We start from the raw sequence: 26,247 nt of genomic DNA, 5'->3' as shown, positions 1-26,247 counted from the left end.
CACCTACTTCTTCATAGGGTTCTTTATCATATCTTCGTTTTTGACTTTCTTGCTTACGGATATAGTCTAGAATTCGATTCCGGAACTTAGTCTTAAAATATCTCCTTAAACGAGGAATATCTTCTATTATTCCTTCTTCTCTACTAATCAATTCATGTAAGCAAATCATCCCCTCTTGATCCCAATCAGATAACTCCCATAAATGAAGATGATATTCATTTCTACACTTATATACAATCCCCTGGACTTCTTTATACAATTCTTTAAACATAACGTTCCCCTTTCTAGATACAGTTTAACAGATTCAGAAACACTTTTGTCCCATTTCCCCCATTCTGTTCCCTACACCGTCTAAACTGCACAAAAAAGAGAGGACATGCCTCTCTTTGGGTTATAATTCTGCAATTTGGTTTAGGTTTACTTCTGCAACTGTGTCATTACCAAACATAGAGATAATCATCTTCACTTTATTGTTATCAATCTCTGTAATCTTACCAGTATAGTCTGCAAAAGCACCATCAATGATACGTACAGTTTGACCAACTTCAACATGAATATCAAACTCTTGTACAGTTTGTCCCATAGAAATCAAGATATCACGGATTTCTTGTTCCAATAATGGAGTTGGTTTTGATCTATTTCCGTGAGATCCGACAAATCCTGTAACGTTTGGTGTGTTTCGAACAACAAACCAAGCTTCATCTGTCATCACCATTTCCACAAGAACATAACCTGGAAAGCGATTTTCTTCTACTTCTTTTCTCTTTCCATTTTTTTCAACTTGCACTGTTTGTGTTGGAATTTCAACACGTAAAATATTATCCAACATATTGTAGGTTTGTGCACGTTGTAATAGATTTTCTTTTACCTTATTTTCATAACCAGAATAGGTTTGTAAGACAAACCATCCTTTATCAAAACTATCCATGATACTTCCTTTCATAATAGAAGATTTCTAGCGTGAATAACTCCACAGGTCTTCTAAAAAATGTTAATAAATCGAATCAAACCTGAAACAATCAACTGGTCAAAAATATAAATAATCACAACAAAGAAAGCAGTGTATTCCATGATAGAACGAAAATCTCTCCAGCTTTCCTTGCGAGTTGGCCATGTTGTGTCTTTAAGAAGTCTAAAAATATCTCCAATAAAACGCATCGCTCTCTCCTATCTCGTTTCTCTGTGTGTAGTGTACTTACCACAATGTTTACAAAATTTATTTACTTCTAGTCGTGTTGGCTTGGGGTTTCCGCTGATCTTGATTGAATAGTTTCTCGAACCACAAACCGCACAAGCTAGGCTTGCTTTTTTTAGTGCCATAACACCTCCATCTTATCTATTATAACAAGAAAGCTAGGCTTTGACAAGCATCTTAGCGAAATAGATTGACTACCGAATCCCATATTGTTTGAGCCTTTTCCTTAATCTTAGCATCCGAGATAGCCCGACTAGCCTCATCTACTAGACTTTGCGCACGTCCTCGAATATCAGACAAATTATCATCTGTCTGGCTATTATCATTATTTTGTACTTGTCTTTTTGTGTTAGCTGGTGCAATTCCATTTTGCTTATAAGCATTTTCAACCGTAAAGGTACTTCCTGGCGTATAAGGTAAAATGGTATTGGCAATGTTTCTAAAGACATGGGCTGCACCGTTTGAAGTAGAGCCAGCTAGATAGTGATTTTCATCAGTCGTCGGGAAACCAAGCCAGTGACTAATCACTACATCCGGTGTATAACCAATTACCCACTGATCACTTGTATATTCTGGATTGAAAACCGCTTCAGTTGTACCAGTTTTTCCTGCCATGACATAATCTGCAGGCGATGAACTAATACCGGTACCGTTGGTGAATGTCCCCAACATCATACTGGTCATCTTATCAGCTACAGACTTATCAATCACCCGTTTTTGTGAATTTTTATGGCTTGCAATAACTTGTCCACTAGCATTTTCAATTCTACTAATAAAATGAGCTTCAGGCATTAAACCTTCATTTGCAAAGGCAGCATATGCTTGAGCCATTTGCAGAGGATTGGTTTCGACACCACTTCCCAAGGCGACACCAAGAACACGGTCGACCTTTTCCATGTTGAGTCCGAATTTTTCGCCTGCCTCAAAAGCCTTGTCGACGCCCAAATCATTAACAGTGGCAACAGCAGGTAGATTAAGCGATTCTGCCAAGGCTTGATACATAGGAACTTCTCGACTCGTTTTGATCCCTGCATAGTTATCAACCTTATAGCTGTCGTACTGCATGGTGTGGTTATCCAACTGCTTATTCAAAGCCCAGCCTGCTTCAACTGCTGGCGTATAAACAACTAAAGGCTTAATTGTAGAACCAGGACTACGTTTTGATTGAGTTGCATAGTTGAAATTCCGGAATCCAGTTTTATCATTGTCATCAACTTGACCGACAACTCCACGAACTCCACCTGTTTTCGGTTCGAGAGCTACACTTCCTGATTGAGCAAATGTTCCATCCTCTGCCCTCGGAAATAGCGATGTATTTTCATAGACAACCTGCATATTTGCTTGATAGTTTTGGTCTAGCTCCGTGTAAATGCGGTAGCCATTATTGACAATTTCTTCCTCTGTTAGATTATACTTGGAAACGGCTTCGTTAACCACCGCATCAAAGTAAGAAGGATAGCGGTAATCTGAGATTTTTCCTTCATACTTATCGTGCAATTGCGAAGTCATATCAACTTCTGCAGCTTCGGTTTCTTGGTTTTTATCAATGTAACCCGCTGCAAGCATATTTTGCAAGACAGTATCACGACGATTAGTAGAATCTTCTACAGATTTCAAGGGGTTATACAGTTCCGGTCCTTTGAGCATCCCTGCCAGAGTCGCAGCTTGATCCAAACTCACTTCTGACGCAGAAACTCCAAAGTATTTCTTACTCGCATCTTCTACACCCCACACACCATTTCCAAAATAGGCGTTGTTAAGGTACATGGTTAAGATCTGATCCTTACTATATTTTTTTGTTAATTCTAAGGCAAGGAAAAATTCTTTTGCTTTTCTCTCAACAGTTTGATCCTGCGACAGATAGGCATTTTTAGCCAGCTGTTGGGTAATAGTAGAACCACCACCTGAACGACCAGCAGTGACAATAGCCAAGAAGAAACGACCATAGTTAATCCCGTCATTTTTATAGAAAGAACGGTCTTCTGTCGCAATAACGGCATTCTGCAAATTTTTACTGATATCAGTCAATTCAACATAAGTTCCTTTTTGACCAGACAAGGCACCAGCCTCCTTTTCTTCACGGTCAAAAATGAGAGTTCGAGTTTTCAAGGCATTTTGCAAATCATTGACATTGGTTGACTTGGCTACAGCAAACAAATAGGTTCCAACTAGCAAGCTTGCACTCAAACCTAGTATAAGGACAATCTTTGTTAGATGATAGCGACGCCAGAATTTTCGAATTGGACCTACTTGGGCTAATTTTTTTCGATCACTACGAGAGCGACGTAAGCTAGTAGAATCAGAGTCCTCTAGTTCACTTGTTTCTTTTTTAAAAAGAGAAAGAAATTTCTCGAATAATTTATCTAATTTCATGCGTTTATTTTATCATCTTCATCATAGGAAGACAAGAATTTAGCTATTTCCTATCCAAATAGGGCTTTTTTTGTTACAATATCTGTATGCAATTCACATTTACATTACCAGACTCTCTACCTCAAATGACGGTAAAGCAATTACTTGAGGAACAATTCCTCATCCCTAGAAAAATCCGTCATTTTTTGAGAATCAAGAAACACATTTTGATAAATCAAGAAGAAGTCCACTGGAACGAAATCGTAAATCCTGGAGATGTTTGCCAGTTAACTTTTGACGAGGAAGATTATCCCAAAAAGGAAATTCCTTGGGGCAACTCTGAGCTTGTTCAGGAAGTTTATCAAGATCAACACTTGATTATTGTCAACAAACCAGAGGGGATGAAAACGCATGGTAATCAGCCAAACGAAATCGCCCTTCTTAACCATGTCAGTGCCTATGTTGGCCAAACCTGCTATGTCGTTCATCGTCTGGACATGGAAACCAGTGGCTTGGTTCTCTTTGCCAAAAATCCTTTTATCCTAGCTATTCTCAATCGCTTACTGGAGAAAAAAGAGATTTCTAGGGAATACTGGGCACTAGTTGATGGAAATATCAGCAGCAAAGAACTTGTTTTCAAAGACAAAATCGGACGTGATCGCCATGATCGCAGAAAGCGAATAGTTGATACAAAAAATGGACAATATGCTGAAACACATGTAAGCAGATTAAAGCAATTCCCAAACAAGACCTCCTTGGTTCGTTGTAAACTAAAGACAGGGCGAACCCATCAGATTCGTGTGCACCTTTCGCATCATAACTTCCCTATTTTAGGTGACCCTCTCTATAATAGCAAATCAAAAACAAGTCGGCTTATGCTCAACGCCTTTCGACTATCCTTTACCCATCCGCTTACATTAGAGAAATTAAGCTTCAATGCCCTTTCAGATACTTTCGAAAGAGAATTAAAAAAGAATGGATGATTCCGTCATCCATTTTTTAATATTTAAAAAGCAAGACCAGAGGCCTTGCTTTTTATCGACTCAAGAATTATTTAGCGATTTTTGCGAAGTATTCAAGAGTACGAACAAGTTGTGCAGTGTATGACATTTCGTTGTCGTACCATGATACAACTTTAACCAATTGTTTACCGTCAACGTCAAGAACTTTAGTTTGAGTTGCGTCAAACAATGAACCGTAAGACATACCTACGATATCTGAAGATACAATTGGATCTTCTGTGTAACCGTATGATTCGTTTGAAGCTGCTTTCATAGCTGCGTTCACTTCATCAACAGTAACGTTCTTTTCAAGAACTGCTACCAATTCAGTAACTGATCCAGTTGGAGTTGGAACGCGTTGTGCAGATCCGTCAAGTTTACCGTTCAATTCTGGGATTACAAGACCGATAGCTTTTGCAGCACCAGTTGAGTTAGGAACGATGTTTGCAGCACCAGCGCGAGCACGGCGAAGGTCACCACCACGGTGTGGTCCGTCAAGGATCATTTGGTCACCAGTGTAAGCGTGGATAGTAGTCATCAATCCTTCAACAACACCAAAGTTGTCTTGAAGAGCTTTAGCCATAGGAGCCAAGCAGTTTGTAGTACATGAAGCACCTGAGATAACTGTTTCAGTACCGTCAAGAACATCGTGGTTAGTGTTGAATACAACTGTTTTAACGTCGTTTCCACCAGGAGCAGTAATAACAACTTTCTTAGCTCCACCTGGGTGCAGGTGTTTTTCAGCAGCTGCTTTAGTAGCAAAGAAACCAGTTGCTTCAAGAACGATTTCTACACCGTCGTTAGCCCAGTCAATTTGTTCTGGATCACGTTCAGCAGAAACTTTAACGAATTTACCGTTAACTTCAAATCCACCTTCTTTAACTTCAACAGTACCGTCGAAACGACCTTGAGTTGTGTCGTATTTCAACAAGTGTGCAAGCATAACTGGATCTGTAAGGTCGTTGATACGAGTAACTTCAACACCTTCTACGTTTTGGATACGACGGAAAGCAAGACGACCGATACGTCCGAAACCGTTAATACCAACTTTAACTACCATTAGTGATTTCCTCCTTATGAAAATCATGAAATTTTTATTGTGAAAAGAGTAACTTGAATCACTACAAATCACCTTTCAACAAACCTATTATATAACTATTTAAGTTTAATTGCAAGTACGGGCATTGTTTTTTGTCCATACCCCACTTATTTTTCTTTCTCCTTCAAAAGCCTATACTCCTGTCTTTCTTTATCTACCTAATCATTTCCCACTTTCCTTTTCAGATGAAAAGTGAAAATAGAAAAGATAAAAATTATTTTCAATCTTCCAATTTTACAAAAAAGAGACAGGAAATTCCTGCCTCTAGGCTGATAACAATTATTTACGGCGTCCTGGTCTTTCTTTGTAGCCATAGTAAGAATCTTCGATGATTTCTTGCATGTGGTCAACCATTGGAAGACGTGGGTTAGCAGGTGAACATTGGTCTTCATAAGCAAGGAAGGCCAATTCACGAGAATGTTCTTTCCATTCTTTTTCATCAATTCCTTGTGCTTTGAAGTTCATTTGGATACCTACGCGCTCACCAAGTTCGTAGACAGCTTTTGCGTAAGATTCAACCCCTTCTTCTGGAGTAGAAGCTGGAAGTCCAAGCATGCGTGCGATATCTTGGTATTTTTCATCTGCACGGTAGTAGTTGTACTTAGGCCATGTTGCTGTCTTAGCTGGACGTGTACCGTTGTAACGGATAACGTATGGAAGCAAGATTGCATTTGTACGACCGTGGATTGTGTGGAATTGCGCACCAATCTTATGGGCCATTGAGTGAGAAATACCTAGGAAGGCATTGGCAAAGGCCATACCAGCGATTGTTGAAGCGTTATGCATTTTCTCACGTGAGTGGAAGTCTGCATTCTTAACTGAGCTTTCAAGGTTTTCGAATACAAGTTTGATGGCTTGAAGCGCAAGACCATCAGTGTAGTCGCTAGCCATTTGTGATACGTAAGCTTCAGTCGCGTGGGTCAATACGTCCATACCAGTGTCCGCAGCAACAAATCCAGGAACTGTCAATACCAAAGCAGGGTCTACGATTGCCACAGTTGGTGTCAATGAGTAGTCAGCGATTGGGTATTTACGGTTGTTTGCTTTATCAGAGATAACGGCAAATGGAGTTACTTCAGATCCTGTACCAGATGTAGTTGGGATCGCGATGAATTTAGTCTTCTTACCAAGCAATGGGAATTTGAAGGCACGTTTACGGATATCCATGAATTTTTGTACAAGGTCACGGAAGTCCACTTCTGGTTGCTCGTAGAAGAGCCACATTACTTTAGCAGCATCCATTGGAGATCCACCACCGAGAGCGATGATTGTATCTGGTTTGAAGGCACGCATAATCTCAGTACCACGTTCAACTGTAGTGATATCTGGATCTGGTTCTACATCTGCAAAGATTTGGTAAACCACCTTATTGCGACGAAGGTCAAGTTGTTCGATGATACGATCAAGGAAGCCAAGCTCTACCATAGCGTGGTCAGTAACGATCATGACACGCTCAACGTCACGACATTTTTGAAGGTATTGAATTGAATCACGTTCAAAGTATGTTTTTGAAGGAAGTTTCATCCATTGCATGTTATTTCTCCGTCTTCCGACTTTTTTGATATTCAAAAGGTTAATGGCACTAACGTTATCCCCAACTGAGTTGCGTCCGTAAGAACCACATCCGAGTGTCAATGATGGCAAGAAGGCATTGTAAACGTCCCCGATACCACCGAAAGTAGAAGGTGAGTTACAGATAACACGAATAGCTTTAACAGCTTTACCAAATTCTTTAGTCAATTCTTCGTCAGCTGTGTGGATAGCTGCTGAGTGTCCAAGACCGTTAAATTCAACCATTTGACGAGCCTTAGTAATACCATCTTCACGGCTTTCAGATTTCAAAACTGCGATAACTGGTGACAATTTTTCACGAGTCAATGGCTCGTTTTCACCAACTTCTTTACATTCTGCAGCAAGAATGTTTGTTCCTTCTGGAACTGTAAATCCTGCTTGTTCTGCAATCCAAGTTGCTGGTTTACCAACGATGTCAGCGTTCAATTTTGCACCAGCGCAGTTTTTGCTGTTTGCTTTCACGCCGAAGCAGAATTCTTCAAGAAGTGCTTTTTCTTTTTTGTTTACAAAGTAAGTGTGATATGATTTGAACTCTGCTACAAATTCATCGTAAATTTCTTTGTCAATGATAACCGCTTGCTCTGAGGCACAGACCATACCATTGTCAAATGATTTAGACATGACGATATCGTGAGCAGCTTGGCGAATGTTAGCTGATTTTTCAACATAAGCTGGAACGTTTCCGGCACCTACCCCAAGAGCTGGCTTACCACATGAGTATGCAGCTTTAACCATAGCATTACCACCTGTTGCAAGGATTGTTGCAATACCTTCGTGGTTCATAAGAGCACTAGTTGCTTCCATAGATGGTTCAGTGATCCACTGTACACAGTTTTCAGGAGCTCCTGCTTTAATCGCAGCATCACGAACAATTTGAGCTGCGTGAGCTGATGATTCTTGAGCGGATGGGTGGAAGGCAAAGACAATTGGATTACGTGTCTTCAATGAAATCAATGATTTAAAGATTGCTGTTGATGTTGGGTTTGTTGTTGGAGTGATACCACAAACAACGCCAACTGGTTCAGCGATAAGAGTCAAACCTGTTACATCGTCTTCTTCGATAACACCAACTGTTTTAGTGTGGCGCATGTTGTTTACTACGTGTTCACAAGCAAACAAGTTCTTAGTTGCTTTGTCTTCAAATACACCACGTCCTGTTTCTTCATAGGCATGTAGAGCCAATTCCCCGTGGGCATCCAAAGCTGCCACTGACGCTTTAGCTACGATGTAGTCGACCTGTTCTTGGTCGAGTTTACGCATTTCCTCAAGAGCAACTAAAGCTTTTTGCACCAAGCCATCAACATGCTTTTCAGCAGCGAGTTTCTTTTCTTCTGGTGTCACAGTTTTTTTATCAGCCATATTTTCCTCCATAGCTTTCAAGGATCGATATCCTTTGTTAATTTTTTCACAAGTTCATTATAACTTATTATTTCAACTTTGTAAACAGTTTCATAGATATTTCACAAAGAATTTTTTATTGTTTGTGAATTTTTCCTCATTTTCTTTACTTATCAAGTTTTTTCTTTAAAGTTTGTGAAATTTATTTCAAATTTTTTTTATTTCACAAACTTACTTGGAAGGGGGCTTGGAAAGAAAGGAATTTGCAGGTAAGCGCTTACTTAGAGATTCTAACAATACCTCCTTTGATAAGGAGGCCTTATTTTTGTTGAAAAACGCCTTGTTTAAAAGTCCCTTCATAAACAACTTCTTGTTCTGTTGTTAGTTTCCCTTTTCCTTCAGCCTGACCATTTACAAAATCCCCTTCGTAAGTCCAGCCTTCTTTGGATTGAAAAGTGCCTTTTCCATTAAAGGCTCCATTGTTGAAACCACCTGTATATTGGTCCCCATTTTGGAAGGTAATGGTACCTTGTCCATTCATTTTACCACGGACAAGACTGCCGTCGTAAACAATCGTTCCATTATCAAGCTTTAGAACACCTTTTCCGGGAATATTTAGAAAAAAGACGAGCACAGCACAAAAGACAATCGTAACTACTGCCAAAAGCTCTAAACGTGGACGAGTTAGATACACTCGATACTTTTCGTAAAAATTCTTAAGATTTTCCACCTTCACTCTCCTTTTCTAAACGTTCTAACCAAGCTTGACATCCCTCTTGAACACGCCGATAAGTCTCTTCAAAATCTCCTGTATACCAAGGATCTGGAACACTTTCAGATGCAAATGAGTAAATCTTATCTTGACAGTCTACTGGACACATCTGACGTAAGTCAGAAACATTTGAAGCATCCATTCCAATAATATAATCAAAGGCTTCAAAATCTTCCTTACTAATCTGATGCGATGTCTTATTCTTGTCATAAGGAATCTCATACTCTTGAAAAATTCCTTGAGTGCCCTTATGAATCAGATTGCCATGTTCCCAAGAGGAAGTCGCTCGACTTTGGATTTCGTAGTTATCTGTCATTGATTTCATAACAAACTCAGCCATAGGACTACGACAAATATTTCCCAGACAGACAAAGACTAGTTTTTTCATCCCATTTCCTTTCTTTTATAGAAAAACGGGAGTTAGTAATCCCGTCTTATTTTTCAATTGCGCCTTCTAGTGAAGCTGTTTCTTTCAGCGGTAATACTGTCTTGATAGCAGCTAGTTCAAAAGTCAAGTAAACTCCATCTACATCAAGAACAATCGTTCTCTTCTCCGTATCTACTTCATCGACTGTTCCGTAAAGGCCACCGATTGTAATCACTTCATAACCCTTTTGTAGTTTATTTAAGCTTTCCATACGTTTTTGCGCTTGTTTCTTTTGAGAGCGTTGCATAAAGAACATCAAGCCTAACATCGCTACAAGCATAATTAAAAATGTATAATTTGGATTCATTTTCTTCTCCTTTGTCTTTTACATAGGACTACTATATCAAATTTCAGCTACTTTTACAAGATTGTACCTTGCTTTTCTAACAAGAAAAACCAGAGCTTGCGCCCTGATTTTTAGGATTATTTCAAATTTTGAACGACTTTTACAAGATTTTCGACAGTAAAGCCATATTCTGCCAATACTTTTGGTGCTGGGGCAGAGGCTCCGAAAGTATCAATACCGAGAACGGCACCATCAAGACCAACGTATTTGTACCAGTTTTGAGTTGCACCCATTTCGACTGCAACACGACGGCGAACTGCATTTGGAAGAATTTCTTCCTTGTATGCTGCATCTTGTTTATCAAAGACATCTGTAGATGGCATGCTGACTACGCGGACTTTTGCACCTTGACTAGCCAATTCTTTGGCAGCTGAGACAGCAAGATTAACCTCTGAACCTGTCGCAATCAAGATGGTATCAAAGTCTGCTGCATTTTCATAGACAACATAGGCACCTTTTGCAACTTTATCAAAGTCTGTTCCTTCTTCAACAGTCAAGTTTTGACGTGTCAAGACAAGGGCAGTTGGTGTTTTTTCGCTTGTCACTGCAAGGTACCAAGCTGCTTGTGTTTCACGCGCATCTGCTGGACGGAAAACATTTAGATTTGGCATAGCACGAAGACCTGCCAAGTGCTCAACTGGTTCGTGAGTCGGACCGTCTTCCCCAACCGCGATTGAATCGTGAGTAAAGACATAAGTCACAGGAAGTCCTTGCAAGGCTGACAAGCGGACAGCTGCCTTCACATAGTCAGAGAAGACGAAGAAAGTTCCACCGTATACACGAAGTCCACCATGAAGAGCCATCCCGTTCAAGATTGTTCCCATGGCAAATTCACGAACACCAAACTGAATGTTGCGGTTCAAGCGGTTGGAATCGTCTTGAAGTCCGTCAGTCTTGATATAAGTCATGTTTGAGTGAGCAAGGTCAGCTGATCCACCTAAGAAGGTTGGTAACTTAGCCGCCACAACATTCAAGGCATCTTGGCTTGAATTACGAGTTGCTTGAGAGAAACCATTTTCTAAAGCTGGGAAGTCTGCTGGAGTCACTTCAACTGGATCACGTCCATCAATAATGGCTTCTACTTCTGCAGCCAGTTCTGGATGAGCCTCTTTATAGTCAGCAACTAATTTAGTCCAAGTTTGATAAGCTGATGCACCACGGTCTGCAACATGTTCTTTGAAATCAGCATATACTTGTTCTGGGATTTCAAATGGTTCATAGTCCCAACCAAGTGCTTGGCGAGTTGCTGCAGTCTCATCTGCTCCAAGAGGAGCACCGTGTACGGCATTAGTTCCCTGTTTGTTTGGAGAACCGTATCCAATAACAGTCTTCACTTCAATCAAAGATGGTTTGCCTGAAGCTTTAGCTGTTTCGATAGCAGCATGGATCGCTTCCAAGTCTGTTCCATCTTCAACCAAGGCAGTATGCCAACCGTAGGCATTGTAACGGTCACGAACACTTTCTGTAAAGGAATCCTTTGTCTCACCATCCAAGTTGATGTCATTTGAATCATAAAGAACAACCAACTTGTCTAGTTTTTGCAAGCCTGCGTATGAAGCCGCCTCGCTTGAGACACCTTCCATCAAGTCTCCGTCTCCACAGATAACATAAGTATAGTGGTCAAAGATATTGTAGCCTTCGCGGTTATATTTGGCTGCCAAGAATCGTTCTGCCTGGGCAAAACCAGTGGCAGTTGAAATCCCTTGACCTAGAGGACCTGTTGTAGCATCAATTCCTGCTGTATGGCCAAATTCTGGGTGACCTGGTGTTTTTGAACCCCATTGACGGAAGCTCTTGATCTCATCCATACTGACATCTTCAAAACCAGAAAGATGAAGAAGGGCATAAAGGAGCATTGAACCATGACCCGCTGAAAGAATAAAACGGTCGCGGTTAATCCAGTTTGGTTGAGCTGGATTGATACGAAGTTGTTTTGTAAAGAGGCTGTAAGCCATCGGAGCTGCTCCCATAACAACACCTGGGTGACCTGAGTTGGCTTTGTTGATAGCGTCAATACCTAGGAAACGGATTGCATTAACAGATAGATTTGACATAGAATTTCCTTTCTATTTGAGGTGATTATTGAATCACACATTCTATTTTACTATTATATGAAAAAATACATAGAATAGCAATTAAACAATTCGACGCTATATAAGTCATCTATTTTCTATTCTCTAGTCGCCTGATAATAGGGAAGTAAGCGTTCATAAGCATCTTCTAATTTTTCTAAAATCACTTCTAATGATTGATTTTCTATGATTGAAACATCTGATTTAACTAACACTTTTCGGATTTCTTGACCGCCTACCTTCTCGACTAAGACCTGACGATTTTCTTCGTTCGCCTCCCACCGTTGACTTTGACCATCAGAGTAGACTAGATAATAAATCCCTTCTACCACTGGAACTTCTAATACCTTGGCTTGTTTCTCCAAAGTTTGCTCATCCTTCTTACGCTCGATGAAACTGACTTCTAGTGAGACTCCAAAATCAGAAGGACTTCCATATAAACGTAAGGCCATCATAGGTTCTGTCACTTGTCCGTCTCTCTGTAGATAGACCCAGAAATGTGGTCGCAAACGTTGCGCCTGATTCATCCACTGGCTAGTCTGTTGGAGTTGCCATTCTGGATGACTTACTTGAAAGGCATTGGCCAGTTCTGTAAAAGCCTTTCTGGCCTCTTGACCTTTGTTGCGGAATGCCAGCATCTTCTCTCGCTCTGCTCCCGCTTTATCAGGATTACGGTACTGCAAACCAGCAAAGTCTAAATAGTCTCTTATCTTATTCAACATTAATTTAATCTCCTCCAGCTAGCAAAAAATCAGGATAACCCTGATTTTACTTATTCTGTATCTACGACAACATAACGATTTGGCTCATCACCTTCAGAGTAACTGGTCACGCCATCCATGCGTGAAATAATGCGATGGATAATCTTGCGTTCGCTATTTGACATTGGATCTGTTTGTCGGCTGCGACCTTCTTCTAAAACACGAGTCGCCAATTTTTGAGCATAGGTCTGCAAGACTTCTGCACGGTGTTCAACATAATCATTGACATTAATAGTAATGTAAAAGGTTCTTGAATAGCGGTTATAAAGATAATTTTGAGCCAATAACTGCAAGGCTTTCAATACTTTACCATGATAACCGATAATACGTCCTGGCTCATTTGTATCAATTTGTAAATTGATGCTACGACGGTTATAATCATTTGAAATTGTCGCCTCAACGTCCATATCATCAATGATTGTTTGGACATAAGTCGTTACTTCCGTAGCTACTTGTTCAATATCAAAACTCGGTTCCACCTTTAAGTCTAAATCTTCGATAAATTGACTAGAAGGTTCTTCTGTGTCGAAAACTGACTCAGAAGCAGAAACAGTTTCATCTGTGCTCTCTTCTAGTTGCAATTCATTTAGAATTGAAATATGGCCAGTTTCCTCCAAAATAGTGCTAGCATGTTTTTCATTTTTCAATATTTCAGCCTTGACTTCATCAGAAACCCCTTGACCTTCTTCTTCAATCTTTTTAATTGCTTCTACAACATGCCCCAAATCAACGGTTGCTTGACTGACTGTTTTAACTGGTTCATTTTTTTCATTGACTTCTTTAGGAACACCCTTTACAGCCTGCTGATTTGCTTTAATGACAGTTGTTTCACTAATAGCTTCAATATCAACCTGGGCTGGTTTTTTACCAAATAAACCAAGAAATCCATTTTTTTCACGAGAAATGACTTTGATATGAGCCTTCATCCTTGGAATATTTAATTCTTCCAATCCTTTCTGGATTGCTTCTTCAACAGTTGAACCTGTAAATACTACCATTACCAGATTCCTCCTTATTATTTCGTTTTCTGAGCCTTTTTCTTGGCTTTTCTTTTTCTATTTTCCAAATCTTTCTGTGCCTGTACTACGGCCTCGCGCTCTGCGATAATCTTGAATGGATTGTTCAAGAAATAGGTTTGCAAGACTTGATAAGCGTTGGACACTGTCCAGTAGAGGGCGACTCCACCTGGCGCATAAACTGCAAAGATAAAAATCAAGACTGGAATCCCATACATCATCGCAGTCGTAGCGCCATTACGCTCAGACAAGGCTTTGTTGGACAACCAAGTACTTAAAAAGGTAAATACTGCCGCTAAAATCGGAAGAACAAGGGTTGTATCCACACCACCAAGGTTAATCCATAAGAAATGACCTGTCTTTAAAAAGTCAACTCTTGATAGAGCTTGGAACAAGGCCAAGATAACCGGCATCTGAATCAAAATCGGCCAAAGAGAATCTGACTGTCTGACACCCATTTCTTTAAAGACTTTACGCATTTCTTGCTCTAGCTTGGTTCTACTTTCCATATCTCGACCCGGATATTGTTCTCGAAGCGCCTTAATGCGTGGCTGAGCTTCCTGCATTTTTCTAGAAGCCACCATTTGCACTTGAAAGACTGGCAAGAGAACTGTACGAATCAAGACCGTAAAGAGAATAATCCCCACTCCGATACTGATATCAAACGATAAAAAGCGAATGATTTCCGCAAAGAAGTAAACAAATTTACTCCAAAAATCAGCCGAATCGGCTGTAATATCGCTAGTTGTCCCATTTGTCGCACAAGCTGTCATGATTAATAGAGACAGTCCTAGCAAACTAGTCAACTGTAGTTTCTTTTTCACTCCCATTTCCTTCCTGGTAAATCTTTGATAATTTTAATACGTGGAGTAGATTTTTCTCCATCTCTGCGTATCCCAAGGTTTCGACTCCTTTTCGAGCAATGACAACAAAGTCGACATCTTCTACCAGACTCCCTTTTGCATTCTGGATAATATGTCGAATTCGTCGCTTGATTTGATTCCTAGTGACGGCATTCCCCAGTTTTTTGCTGACTGATAGACCTACTCGAAAATGGTTTTTCTGGTTTTCTAATTGGTAGACAACAAATTTGCGATTGGCAAAACTTGTCCCCTCCTTGAAAATCGCCTTAAAATCTTTCTCTCTTTTTACACGAAAGTTTTTCTTCAAAACTCAACTCCATCTATTAAATTACTACTATTATAACAATTTCCCTCAATAAAAGCTAGACAAATACCGTCAATTATAGACATAAAGGCTTTTTTCTACATTCTTACTCCAAAGATTATGGACTATTTTAGACATTTTTAGACATTTCTTGGTTACTTTTTGGTTAGCTTTTACAAGTCCAATTTATCCAATTTTTCAGTTATATTAAACTTCATCTGCTCCGTAACATGAGTATAAACTCCCAAAGTCATTTTCTCGTTCGTATGACCTACTCGTTCCATAATCGCCTTGATTGGAACTTCCAATTCTGCAAGTAAACTAATATGTGAATGCCTAAAAACATGAGTAGTCAATACAAAATCCTCTTCTTTTTGAATTCCACTTCTTTTAAAACTTCTCTTCAAAAAATCATTAAAAGAAAAAATCATAAAAGGATTCCCATTTTTCGTAAATATAAATCGCCCTTCTTTTTCCATGAGGAGATATTCTTCTATGATCTCTAACACTCTATCGCTAATACCAATGACTCTATAAGAAGCTAAACTTTTTGGACTATCTAGGAATATTTCTGCTTTACTTCCGCTCGTATGCAATGTATGCTTAACTTCTAGTGTTTTATTTTCAAAATCAATATCCTCAAGAGTCAAAGCCAAAACTTCTCCAAAACGTAATCCAGTCAAATACATAAATTCAACAATCAAACGTACTCGTTGATTCTTTTCTTCTTTTTCTAAAAAATTCAAATACTGAAACATTTGAACCCTTGTTAAATACTTATTTTGTTTTCTCCTAATCTCTTTTACATTCTTTTTTCTTTTTGGTAAAACAACCTTTTCAACAGGATTCTCAATTATATAACCAACATCTAAACAATACTTAAAAAACAGATTCAATAAAACTTTCTTATTTTTTCTATGAACCGCAGAACATTCCAGCTCCAACAATATATTCTGAACTATATGACTTGTCACATCTACTAATAAGTAATTCTCTAACTTTCTAACCTCACCTATAATAGTATATTTCTGAGACTTAAACGTACTTCTTTTTAATTCTGTTTCACGAATTTTCAAATATTCTTCGTAAGCTTGTTTAACGGTAATATCCCTAACTACTTCCTTCTTATTTTCTATTTTCTCCCTCTTTTTTTCTATTTTCTCATCTAGCAAAATTCTTGCCTGTTTCTGAGCTTGCCTTGTCTTAGAAGTTAAAGTTATAGAAACTTGTTTCCACTTATTCTCTTCTAAATCAAAATATTTTTCATAATATCTATATTTTCCATTCTCCAATTCTCTAAAAAACATTTTATACTCCTTTTAAAAATGAGTATATCTCTAGTCAATAACTATAGTATATCATTTTTTTCAAATCAAATATATCTAACTCTCTCTCTATGCAGAAGGAATAAATAAAATCCTCTCACATTAATCAATACTTTTTGTCCTGTTCTAAAAGATATATCTTTAAATTCTTTCGTCTTTTGACTTTCATCTAATCTCCTTTCAATTGTTTTAATACTAATCGAAGGAAAATAATTTGCTTTTAAATCCTTCTTTGACACACAAATATCAGGATAATTATTATATAATTTTTCCATTTTTATTCTCCTATTTCCGAACAAATCTCGAATACCTGGTTGAACTTTTTGACCTAAAATACGAATTTTATATCCTATTCTGGTTTCTTTATGTTCACTTTTTTTCTCCATAAAACGACAAAAAACAGCAAGTCATTCCTGACTTGCCATTCTTTCCATCTTACCACATTTTCAATTATGTTATAACTGTTCTAACAATTTTTCTATATCAGGAAAATAAGTATAAACTCCTCCTCTAGTGAAATCAAAAGAATAAGATTCCTCAACCAATACAGAAACACTAGCATAATTTCTTTTTGGTAATTTTTCATTGGCATGACACCCTTCATAAGAATAAATAACCCTGACAATTTTCCCGTGTTTACTAACCTCAGCCGTCATCGTTTCAATACCATGACCAGTATCACGACTAGCTGTAAATTCCAAACACTTTTGATTATCTCCCAGTCTCTGAGCTAATCTAACAGCATACATTTTCAACAATTCTACTTGATCCATTTTCTTCTCCTTAAAACAACAAAAAAAGGCAGGGTTGCCCCTACCTTAACTATTTACTAAACTTACTTTCATACTATCTCCCTTAATTCAATTTAACTCGACTCCAAACAGTCGCAATGAATCCAATCAAACCCCAAATAGTCGCAAAGATTGTACTTGCTGTTCCAGTATTCGGAAGAACTTTTAACTGTCCTTCTTTATCCTTCAAAGCGATTGTACCGTCTTGCTGTTTCACAGCGCCAATTTCGTAAGGTTCTTTTTCTTGATAGTCACCTTGTTCTGTTTCTACTACCACCTTCCCTTGATTGGTAGAAACTACTTTATGACCTGTATTGGTTTCAATCGGAGTCTCCTTAATTTCTTCTTTGGTCACATTCAAAGGCTGCGGAGTATCTTTTTCCTTCACCCCAACAATTTCTTCTGCCTTTTGTTTCTGCTCCTTGATTTCAGGAGTATCTTCCGCTGGTTTTTCTTCTTTCGGCTGGTCTGATGGAGTTTTAGGTTCTACAACAACTCCTGTATTATCCTTTTCCTGCTGTTTCTCAGAATCCTTCCCAAGATTTTCAGAAGGTTTATCTTCTTTTGGTTTTTCCTCCTTTGGCTTTTCTGACGGAGTAGTAGGTTCTACAACAACCCCTGTATTATCTTTGTCTTGTGCTTTATCAGCACTTCCACCTAAATCCAAATTTTCATTTACTTTTGGTGCTGGTTTCTCAACAGGTGATTCTGTCGGCTTCTCAGCAACCACTAACCCTGTATTATCTGTTGAAGATGGAGCATTTCCACCCAAATTAACTTCATCAGCATATACTCCATTAGCAACTGCACTCAACACAGCTACAGACAACAATGTTACTAATTTCTTATTCATATTTCTTCCTCTTTTCTATTTTCCAATTACATAATAAAAATTTCTTGCTTCTTCAGCACCAAATACACGATAATTCGTGATACCTGTTTGTTGACCACTTTGAACAAAGTTACATTCTGAAATCAGGATAGAGCCATCATCTTTCACATCTTCGACGAAAGCCACGTGACCATAAGTAGCATGACCCCCAGCTTGCCTTCCTTGAAAGCTCACTGCTGAATGCTTTGTCGGAGTATTCGTGACTTCATATCCTGACTTATGCGCCCAATCTTGACCATTACCCATATATGGATCAAACTGTATTCCAAATTCTTTAGCTCGATTAAAGACATACCACGTACATTCACCATAAGGATAGGATTGAGTGATATAGCCTTCCTTAGTGATTTCCTTGTCAATGGAGTAGCCGTTCGGTATCTCCATCGCAACAGCTCCAGGAGCAATATCCAAACTACCAGCTATTGCATTTCCACTTGATCCATCAGATTCAATCGTACCCTTAAAGACTTCATACCACTTCTTGCTATCCTTCTCCAGCTTCTCTAATTTTGTCTGACCGTCTGAAAGCAATACACCCTCATAATGTTCTGACCAATACTTAGCACTTTCAAAAGGATCAGTCGCCTTCTGCATATAGTCTTTTACTTTTTTATAGCCATGATTCAACTCATAGGACATCAATTCCAGTTGAACTGTACTATCTAACGTTCGAGAACTTGCATTTCTCCAGCGATCACCATTGATTGTATTTCCGTCCCAGCCTGACCATTGAAAATATCCAGCAACTCCACCTGACGGATTCGTTAGCTTTGGATCAAAATCGCTTTCTCTTTCAGCAACAGCAAGAGAACCACTAGAACCTTCCAAAGTGAATTTCTCTTTAGAGAGTTCCCAGTTTAAAATCTTAATGACATCTTCTGCACGTTCAACAGAAATATTAGCTTTCTGAGCCACTTCTTGCGCTGTTAAACGTGTTCTCTTTCCAGTCGTACTTCCTGATGAACCACCAGCAGAAACAACCCCAATAACACTTGCTATCAACAAAAGAACTATCAAAAGAATAGGTAAAAGACTTCCGATCAATAAACCTAACCGTTTAGCTGTTTTTTTACCCATTAAATATCAACCTTTCTTCTTTTTGCTTTCAACCTCTTTTCTTTCTTATTTCTAGTATTCCCAACATCAACTTTCTCTCGACTAACAGTCCTAGAATTGCTTGTCTGTATTCGTTGTTTCACATATCGTTCCTGATCCTCTTTAAAATGCTTTTCTTGTTTTCTGGCTCGTTCTTCCTTCAAACGCTGAACTGCTTGACGAGAAGCATTTTTCTGACCAGCATATTTTTTAGCTTGATTATCTCTATAGTCTTTTTTCTCTTTTAAGAATTTTCTATCAGCACTATATTCTCTAAAGGCATTAGCTCGTACTCCATAGAGTTTAGCTAAAGCCTTATTTCCTTTTTCTTTCAAAGAATTGACAGAAGCATTTTTCTTTTCTTTCATCGAAGTAAAACGATTTTTAACCGAGCCAGCTTTATCAGCTAAACTATCTACCAATGGACTGTTCTTTCGTAAAGATTTGAGATTTTCACTCAACTTGTCTTTACCCATCTTCAAACCACCTTTAGCAAACTGACCACCAACTTTCAAACCACCTTTACCTGATTTCAAACTAAGTTTTCCAGTACGATTAATTCTTTCTTTCAGATTTTTGACTGCTTGAGAATTGCTGATTTCTCTACCAACCTTCCCAACAGGACTATTCGTAACTCTTGAAAATGCTGTTAGAAGTGAATGTCTATACTTCCACATTAAAACCAATAACAATGCTTTCAAAAATACCGTTACCAGTAAATCTCCACCAACAGCAACAGAAACAAACTTAGTCAACGTATTATAAAAGAAAGAGAATAATGTAGTTGCTAAAAGCATAATAGAAGACAAAGCAAGCATTGAAATAGCTTTCTTATTAAACCCTACTAGTAAATGTTCCATCTTAGGAAACAAACTCAAAATAAGAATAAATGGCAACAATACAATAAGTAAGATAAATACAATCAAGAAGAAGAAGCGTGACAATCCAAGCAATAGATAAATCGTTCCCATCACTATAATATCGACATCAGAAGCGAAGGCATACATGAATTTTGAACCCCACTCATTCTTCAACATTTTGTTTTCAGGATCTTTATCTTTTGCAATATCTTTAATTTTCTTCTCACCAATTAAATGATCTCCGTCACCTTGCTTATAACTAGCTAAATCTTCAAACTCTTTTTCAGAAAGCATGAACTCCCCTTTGTCGTTCACAGGAGAATTCATATACTTATACCCCTTCAACAAGGTTTCTGAAAAGTATGTTTCTACTCCATCTTTACTTTCACCAGTTAAAGTTTTGGTGATTTCACCATTCATTGTTATTGTGGTTGTTCTGAAAGCGTCGTAAACATGAGTTAACAGATACTTATTCTGTCCATCAACAGAAAACTGAATGAAGTACACTCCAATAAAAGTATAGATCAATAACATTTTTACCAATGTTTTAATGAAACTTCCTTTTCCAGTCGCAAATACATACAACAAATAGGCTGCCATGCTCGCACCAATCATATAGATTATTTCTTGACCGAACAAGGAAGAAAATACCTTACTAGAATTCTTTACTACTTCATTCAATAATGAGGAAACGTCGCTCATTGATTCAACAGCACTATACAATTCTGCAATCACATAGAAAACCAGTTTCCCAACCCAAAATACAGCCTGAACTAGCGAATTAAAGAAATAATTGATATTGGAATCAAATCCAAAGAACTTTTTATCAAAGTATGCCTTACTTGTTAGATCAGACATTTTAGACTTGTAATTCTCATAAGTTAGCTTACTTTTACTTTCATTCTGCTTTTTTATCTCAGCTTCTTTTTTTTTTGCCTTCTTTGCATTATCTAAGAGTTCCTTAGTAGATTCAGAACTTTCTTTCAGTTTTGGCTTATTCGTGTTTTTATCAAATTCAATAATATTGAAATTATTGTTAGGAAGAAAATCTGAAGCTGTATTCGCCTTGACAAATGCAGGAAAAAGGAAGAAGGAACAAATAAACACTAGTAAAATATTTTTTCTCATATTCCCTCCTTTAAACTGCAACCAATTTTGTTTCGACAGTCTTAAAGAGTGGTTTAAATTCTGGATAAATTGTACCATCGACTGTAATTCGTTCCTTACGACCAAATGTATCATAGTAGATACATTGCCCCATTGTTTGATTTTCAAGCCAAGCACGCGACAAATCATCATCTTCCACTCGTAAGTGTTCCAAAATAGCTCCTGTTTCAGAGTTTTCTGGAAAAGCAAATACCGTACCAAAACCAGTCCCATCTTCGCTTGTTTTCAAGTCTTTTACAGACTGAGTTACCAAAACCAAGAAATTATTGAAACTTCGACCTGTACGCTTAATTCGATTCACAACTTGTCGTCCAGCAGGAGTTGACATAATTTGCCATGCTTCATCAAGAAATAGCATGGTTTCCCTATCTCTCTCTCGTTCACCAAAAATCGCACAAAAATAGGTCAAAGCATACATAACCGTCAAACTTCTTAACTGAGTTTCAGTCATTTCATCTTTATCCGTTCCCTGTGGCATATCCAATCCTGAAATCTCAACAATCGTTATCTTATTGTCTGCTTTCAAAACTTGTTGACTACCATCAGAAAAACAAAGTGATAACAATGTATCCTCAGAAATAGATTTCAAATAATAACCAGCTTCTGAAACCTTCTCTTTAGCATGATTCTCCATCTCTTCAAATACATGAAACATTCCTACAGATTCACCAGATTCTCTTCGCTCCAGAACTCTATCAATACAAGGCATTAAGAATAGTTTCACATCTTTATAAGTATCTCCAAGCACCGAAGCAATCAAAACCGTCACCAACTCTCTTAACTCACTTTTAGACTGTAAGAATGAAAATGGATCAAGCACTCCCCAATTTTCTTTCTTATTCATATCTAACGTCACAAATCGAATAGAGCGAATATATTCTTGTAATTCCTCATTTGTACCTTCCTGCTCTAGCTCTTCTAAAACTGTCAAATACTGTCTACGCATTTCAGCTTTTGGGTCAACATACAAAACATTGATTTTTAATAACGAATGATACGTAAATAATAACTTAGTCAAGAAAGACTTCCCATTCCCTGTCGCACCAGTAATAGCAATATGAGGATTGCTTGTTTCCTTACCCTTAACTCCAATTTTATTAGCTTGCAACAAATTTGAGAAAACAACATTAGTGCTTGAATCCAAAGCCTTCTCAACTTCTCCACGCCACGAAGCAATCTCATTATCAACTCGACCCACCGGAAAACCAATTTCTGTACCAACTTTCTTAGTTGTAAACATCAGATTTTCACACAAACCACGCAAACTACCATACTGTAAAAAGCTTGGTCTTTCATTATCCAACAATTCTGTCAAACGGCTCTTATAAAAAAGATATATACGATCCGCAACTGCCTTCACTACCTCCACTTCTAACTCTTTCAATTTTGCAAAGAGAATATCAAACTTAAGATTCAATTCCTCAATACTATCTCCTGTAATCGTCAAGGTATGAAGATAGGTAATCATCAATTCTTTATTTTCATGTTTCTCTTGAAAATCTTCCAATAACTGATGACTTTCCAAAACTTCAATCTTTTGAACATCATCATTTTCTGCCGCTTCCTCTACCGTATTTCCAAGATTCTTACGTTTGTTTCTTGCACGAGAAAACAAAGAGAAGAATCCTCTTTGAGTAGAAAATCGAATCTTATAGACACTATCTACAGGAAATTCAAGATTTTGAAGTTCTTCTTGTAGATGAAGATAGGAAACATTCTTTGGATAAGAAACAACAGGAATTGTTGCCACATAGCTAGTTTCTTGACCATTTGTCAACTTCAAAGCATTTCCGTCCACTACCTCAATAATCGTTTCATCTACATTCTCAATAGAGTTTTCAAGTGCAATCAACTCACTTTCTTTATCGTAGTATTGACCACCAAGAAAATGAAGTCGATTCAACAATTCCAAGTCAGCTTTCACAACTTCCTTCACATTCAAGGCATGAAGTTTCGTCTGAACCATATCTTTCTGATTCTGCCATGTTCTCCACCAATCAATTTTTGGCAATTCTTCAAAACCAGCCATCTTCAATACATTTTTACGATAGGTTGCAATCGTCTGTTCAATCGTTAACTTAAAATCAGAAGTCACATTAACAGATTTCAAAGGAACTACAAGATAATGCTTATACTCAAAAAGATAGCTTACTTCTTCTTCCAAGCGTGACTTCATTGTAGAAATCACATAATTTCCTAAAGAGCTTGTCCCCTGACACTGCTCAATATCTTGTGACAATAAAGAAATCTTCTTAGCCAGCTCTAAATCAATATGTAAGCTATGAATACTGACATCATTATAATCATGTAAACTAGCCAAACAATCATAAACTAAATCTTTGCTGGATTCTTTATCTTTTTCTTCAATCGTATTGACTACTTGTGGCTCAATCTCAAAAACAGACAAGACTGTTCCATCTTTTAACAAAATCAAACCATCCGCAATCGACCAAATATTATTTGATAACTCCACTTCTTATACTTCTCACTTTCTCATATTTTTTTCCTTTACATATATAATAATTTTCTCGTTGACCATCATATTCCTTCCAAAATTTCAGATACTCGTAAATAAAACGAAAAAGATTCTTACCATCAATCTTATAATCTGCCATCAAATTCCCAAGTTTCCAACCAGAAAATACAGAACCCATAAACCGCCAACCAGAATCTAAAGAAGGAAGAAAGCCTAGCAAAAACCAAGTTAAAACAAGAATCACTAGACCATAGACAATCGCTGACATCTTAATCGCAAAAGGCAAACTATATTCTTCATTCAGCTTATGAACCCATATAGGTTGCCTAAACGCTGTCGTATAAACATACAACTTCTTGTCTTTTCTTTCCATATCACTTTCCTAATTAAAAATATTTGGTAACAACTTCCAAAATGGAGCTGTAGCCTTCAAAACCGCTTGTGGATCTTCCATAAAGAAGTAAAGAAATCCACCAATCAACACAATCACTACCAACTTACCAAGTTTTTGATCCTTCCACGCTTCCAAACCTTTTGTAATCGCAAAGTAAGCCAAAACTGGTAATCCGATTTTTTGTACTAAAAATTGAAATAACGCCATCTATATTATTCTCCTTCATCATCTTTCTTGTTATAATCTAATGGAATTGTATGATCCATTTTTTCTACGAAATAGCTATCTTTATCTTCTCGTAATTCAAAGCTAAAGTTCTCACTATGAGTTGTACCTGCAACTTCAAAGGTTACTTGCACATAAGCAAGAATCTTACCATCTTTTTCTTTAAAATATGAGTAGTCTAAACTCTTGAACGTTGCACCACCAATAGACTTAATATCTTTTGAAATCAAGTCCAAGTTTGCTTGACTTGTAGTATAGTTCTTAAAGAATAGTTCTAAAAATGAGATTAATTTCTTGCGTTTTCCTTCTTCCATATCATCTTTAGCAACCAAAGACACCATACTACTCTTTTCTACTCCATCAGCTTTAAAATCGCTCACAGGAGAGAACCAAGGCAAACCAGACACATAATATTTACCATCTTTTTCACCGTATGGAATCGAGAACTCAATCCCTACACGCTGGCTTTTATCATCTTTCTTCGTATCATAAACAACACGATAAACAGCTACACCATCTTTCGCTGTCAGCATTCTTGCACTAACTACTGACATTTCTTGTTTCAACTGACCTTGATTCTTTACATCAGGAACACTACCATAATAGTTATTCAATTTTGAAACATCATCATCAGAAGAACCAGCTTGCGAATTGTAAGTGAAATATCGACTTACATACCCATCTAAAAACTGTTCCAATTTACGGTCAGTTTCTTTTTTCGTTTCAACAACTGCTGTATTCGATAATCTTTCATTTACCTTAACAGCAGTCCTCATTGAAATAAATATTGTCAAACCACACAGAAAAACAAAAAAAGCTAAGCCAAATAAAAAAATCTGATTCGATCTTTTTTGACTTATCTTCTTCATCTTGATTTGTTTTTGTTTTACTTTTCGTGGTTTCTTTAATTCAAAATTCCTCAATATTCTTCCTTCCTTTTTTTAAAATTAAAGAACAACCTTTCTATAAAATCCTTGGGGAGTATTCAAAACTTCTCCCTGATCTATGAATCCCTGAAACACTGTCAACCAGTTCCCACACTTAAAAAAGTAATTGATAACCGATTCATAATCTAACTCTTTTGTCAACTCAACCATTGTCTTAACTTCATCTTTAGAACAAAATCTATAATATGTAGTCGCAATTTGAATTACAGGCACATAACGCTGTAATTGAAATTTCACAATGAAATCGTCGCCATCATACAACTCCAGTACAACTTTTTTCAGTAAATAAACCTCGTCTAAAGACATCACTTTATCTACTTCCCAATCAGATATACCACAGACAAAAAAGCTACCTTTATCAATCCCTCTTTCATTCATTCTTTCAAGAACCTGTTCTTGACTGTATTTCATGATATCCAGTTCACAGAGAAATTCAAAATTCCCTTCTCTTAAAACCCTGATATTCGCTATCATCTTGACACAAAGTAACCTTTATCTACAAAACTACCACCTTCTTCTAAGCGAACATCACGACCAAATTTTTCATAGTCAATATAAAGAAGCAGTTTTTCCTTAGAAAGTTCTACACCAACTTCCTCTACAAGATATTCACCTAACTCTCGATCAGTTGCAACTTCAGGATATAACCAGCAATCATCAAATTCAGCATTTAATAATTCCTTTGGATCAGAACTATTTGATTCAATGAATGATAAAACAATATCTTCATCTACATCTTCCAACTTTTCAGCAAGTTCATTGAACACAAATAAAGGACTTCTTTCAACATCTAAATCAGGCAATTCTTCAATAGATTGAATCGTTATAGAAACATCTCCTACATAAAATCCAAATTCAGAAGCTACATATTCAAGTTCAACAGGCAAAGAAAATTGTTTTACTTTCTTTGTCACATCATCCATAATTAAAGCTGTTAATTCCATCTTTTACCTTCCT

27 protein-coding genes and 1 pseudogene are annotated in these 26,247 nt (G+C 37.6%); 1 reads left to right on the top strand and 27 read right to left on the bottom strand.

Annotated features, from left to right (window positions below; all coding sequences use genetic code 11):
• The 5 genes and pseudogenes from D8845_RS08025 to pbp2a all read right to left on the bottom strand — a co-directional run.
• Positions 1-271 (bottom strand): annotated as a pseudogene (locus D8845_RS08025) (sigma-70 family RNA polymerase sigma factor); the annotation flags it as partial.
• Between the two features lie 120 nt (positions 272-391).
• The gene (gene nusG / locus D8845_RS08020) at positions 392-928 is read right to left on the bottom strand and encodes a transcription termination/antitermination protein NusG (protein WP_084930218.1); all 537 of its coding nucleotides are present in this window, start codon (positions 926-928) and stop codon (positions 392-394) included.
• 53 nt (positions 929-981) lie between these two features.
• Complete coding sequence (gene secE / locus D8845_RS08015; protein ID WP_001210991.1) at positions 982-1,158, bottom strand: preprotein translocase subunit SecE; 177 nt, start codon at positions 1,156-1,158, stop codon at positions 982-984.
• 9 nt (positions 1,159-1,167) lie between these two features.
• Complete coding sequence (rpmG, locus tag D8845_RS08010; RefSeq protein ID WP_001809375.1) at positions 1,168-1,320, bottom strand: 50S ribosomal protein L33; 153 nt, start codon at positions 1,318-1,320, stop codon at positions 1,168-1,170.
• A gap of 52 nt (positions 1,321-1,372) precedes the next feature.
• Complete coding sequence (pbp2a, locus tag D8845_RS08005) at positions 1,373-3,568, bottom strand: penicillin-binding protein PBP2A (protein WP_125453089.1); 2,196 nt, start codon at positions 3,566-3,568, stop codon at positions 1,373-1,375.
• Between the two features lie 86 nt (positions 3,569-3,654).
• On the opposite strand from pbp2a, the gene D8845_RS08000 reads away from it, so the two are divergent.
• Positions 3,655-4,530, top strand: a complete 876-nt coding sequence (locus D8845_RS08000; protein WP_125453088.1) for an RluA family pseudouridine synthase — start codon at positions 3,655-3,657, stop codon at positions 4,528-4,530.
• Positions 4,531-4,597: 67 nt separating this feature from the next.
• Here the strand turns inward: D8845_RS08000 and gap are convergent, their stop codons facing one another.
• The 22 genes from gap to D8845_RS07890 form a co-directional block, all read right to left on the bottom strand.
• Positions 4,598-5,608 carry a type I glyceraldehyde-3-phosphate dehydrogenase gene (gap, locus tag D8845_RS07995; protein ID WP_125453087.1) on the bottom strand — a complete coding sequence of 337 codons (1,011 nt, stop codon included), beginning with the start codon at positions 5,606-5,608 and terminating at the stop codon, positions 4,598-4,600.
• 318 nt (positions 5,609-5,926) lie between these two features.
• Positions 5,927-8,578 carry a bifunctional acetaldehyde-CoA/alcohol dehydrogenase gene (gene adhE, locus D8845_RS07990; protein ID WP_125453086.1) on the bottom strand — a complete coding sequence of 884 codons (2,652 nt, stop codon included), beginning with the start codon at positions 8,576-8,578 and terminating at the stop codon, positions 5,927-5,929.
• 298 nt (positions 8,579-8,876) lie between these two features.
• On the bottom strand, positions 8,877-9,287 hold the full coding sequence (locus D8845_RS07985) for an MORN repeat-containing protein (protein ID WP_020902388.1): 411 nt from the start codon (positions 9,285-9,287) through the stop codon (positions 8,877-8,879).
• Positions 9,274-9,717, bottom strand: a complete 444-nt coding sequence (locus tag D8845_RS07980) for a low molecular weight protein-tyrosine-phosphatase (RefSeq protein WP_125453085.1) — start codon at positions 9,715-9,717, stop codon at positions 9,274-9,276. Before D8845_RS07980 ends, D8845_RS07985 begins: the two co-directional genes overlap by 14 nt.
• A gap of 46 nt (positions 9,718-9,763) precedes the next feature.
• Positions 9,764-10,063 carry a preprotein translocase subunit YajC gene (yajC, locus tag D8845_RS07975; RefSeq protein WP_001069289.1) on the bottom strand — a complete coding sequence of 100 codons (300 nt, stop codon included), beginning with the start codon at positions 10,061-10,063 and terminating at the stop codon, positions 9,764-9,766.
• 116 nt (positions 10,064-10,179) lie between these two features.
• Positions 10,180-12,156, bottom strand: coding sequence for a transketolase (tkt, locus tag D8845_RS07970; protein ID WP_125453084.1), 1,977 nt, complete (start codon positions 12,154-12,156; stop codon positions 10,180-10,182).
• 116 nt (positions 12,157-12,272) lie between these two features.
• Positions 12,273-12,896 (bottom strand): ribonuclease P, encoded by a 624-nt coding sequence (locus tag D8845_RS07965; protein ID WP_125453083.1) that lies wholly within the window; start codon positions 12,894-12,896, stop codon positions 12,273-12,275.
• A gap of 50 nt (positions 12,897-12,946) precedes the next feature.
• Positions 12,947-13,933, bottom strand: a complete 987-nt coding sequence (jag, locus tag D8845_RS07960; RefSeq protein ID WP_125453082.1) for an RNA-binding cell elongation regulator Jag/EloR — start codon at positions 13,931-13,933, stop codon at positions 12,947-12,949.
• A 17-nt stretch (positions 13,934-13,950) separates the two neighbouring features.
• Positions 13,951-14,775, bottom strand: coding sequence for a membrane protein insertase YidC (locus D8845_RS07955; protein WP_221762781.1), 825 nt, complete (start codon positions 14,773-14,775; stop codon positions 13,951-13,953).
• Positions 14,750-15,121, bottom strand: a complete 372-nt coding sequence (gene rnpA / locus D8845_RS07950) for a ribonuclease P protein component (RefSeq protein ID WP_000739245.1) — start codon at positions 15,119-15,121, stop codon at positions 14,750-14,752. Before rnpA ends, D8845_RS07955 begins: the two co-directional genes overlap by 26 nt.
• Positions 15,122-15,291: 170 nt before the next feature.
• Positions 15,292-16,425 carry a tyrosine-type recombinase/integrase gene (locus D8845_RS07945; RefSeq protein WP_125453080.1) on the bottom strand — a complete coding sequence of 378 codons (1,134 nt, stop codon included), beginning with the start codon at positions 16,423-16,425 and terminating at the stop codon, positions 15,292-15,294.
• A 65-nt stretch (positions 16,426-16,490) separates the two neighbouring features.
• Positions 16,491-16,718, bottom strand: coding sequence for a hypothetical protein (locus D8845_RS07940; RefSeq protein WP_000413840.1), 228 nt, complete (start codon positions 16,716-16,718; stop codon positions 16,491-16,493).
• Positions 16,719-16,898: 180 nt separating this feature from the next.
• Entirely contained in the window at positions 16,899-17,216 is a 318-nt protein-coding gene (locus D8845_RS07935; protein WP_125453079.1) for a hypothetical protein, read from the bottom strand.
• Between the two features lie 82 nt (positions 17,217-17,298).
• Positions 17,299-18,087 (bottom strand): LPXTG cell wall anchor domain-containing protein, encoded by a 789-nt coding sequence (locus D8845_RS07930; protein WP_125453078.1) that lies wholly within the window; start codon positions 18,085-18,087, stop codon positions 17,299-17,301.
• A 15-nt stretch (positions 18,088-18,102) separates the two neighbouring features.
• Entirely contained in the window at positions 18,103-19,203 is a 1,101-nt protein-coding gene (locus D8845_RS07925; RefSeq protein ID WP_125453077.1) for a phage tail tip lysozyme, read from the bottom strand.
• Complete coding sequence (locus D8845_RS07920; protein WP_125453076.1) at positions 19,203-21,209, bottom strand: hypothetical protein; 2,007 nt, start codon at positions 21,207-21,209, stop codon at positions 19,203-19,205. The genes D8845_RS07925 and D8845_RS07920 overlap by 1 nt, the downstream gene beginning before the upstream one ends.
• 10 nt (positions 21,210-21,219) lie before the next feature.
• Positions 21,220-23,721, bottom strand: a complete 2,502-nt coding sequence (locus tag D8845_RS07915; RefSeq protein ID WP_125453075.1) for an ATP-binding protein — start codon at positions 23,719-23,721, stop codon at positions 21,220-21,222.
• Positions 23,705-24,097 carry a TcpE family conjugal transfer membrane protein gene (locus D8845_RS07910; protein ID WP_084925736.1) on the bottom strand — a complete coding sequence of 131 codons (393 nt, stop codon included), beginning with the start codon at positions 24,095-24,097 and terminating at the stop codon, positions 23,705-23,707. Before D8845_RS07910 ends, D8845_RS07915 begins: the two co-directional genes overlap by 17 nt.
• A 9-nt stretch (positions 24,098-24,106) precedes the next feature.
• Positions 24,107-24,325 carry a TcpD family membrane protein gene (locus D8845_RS07905; protein ID WP_038806221.1) on the bottom strand — a complete coding sequence of 73 codons (219 nt, stop codon included), beginning with the start codon at positions 24,323-24,325 and terminating at the stop codon, positions 24,107-24,109.
• A gap of 5 nt (positions 24,326-24,330) precedes the next feature.
• The gene (locus D8845_RS07900; protein WP_125453074.1) at positions 24,331-25,266 is read right to left on the bottom strand and encodes a conjugal transfer protein; all 936 of its coding nucleotides are present in this window, start codon (positions 25,264-25,266) and stop codon (positions 24,331-24,333) included.
• A 24-nt stretch (positions 25,267-25,290) separates the two neighbouring features.
• Positions 25,291-25,764 (bottom strand): hypothetical protein, encoded by a 474-nt coding sequence (locus D8845_RS07895; protein WP_125453073.1) that lies wholly within the window; start codon positions 25,762-25,764, stop codon positions 25,291-25,293.
• Positions 25,761-26,234: an antirestriction protein ArdA gene (locus D8845_RS07890; protein WP_125453072.1), complete on the bottom strand. Its 474-nt coding sequence runs from the start codon at positions 26,232-26,234 to the stop codon at positions 25,761-25,763. Before D8845_RS07890 ends, D8845_RS07895 begins: the two co-directional genes overlap by 4 nt.
• Between the last annotated feature and the right edge of the window lie 13 nt (positions 26,235-26,247).

Origin of the sequence: Streptococcus mitis, assembly GCF_003942865.1 — a bacterium.
In the GTDB taxonomy this organism is placed as follows: domain Bacteria; phylum Bacillota; class Bacilli; order Lactobacillales; family Streptococcaceae; genus Streptococcus; species Streptococcus mitis_BI.
Note: the sequence above shows the minus strand (reverse complement) of the source record. Positions and strands in the feature narration are given on the sequence as shown.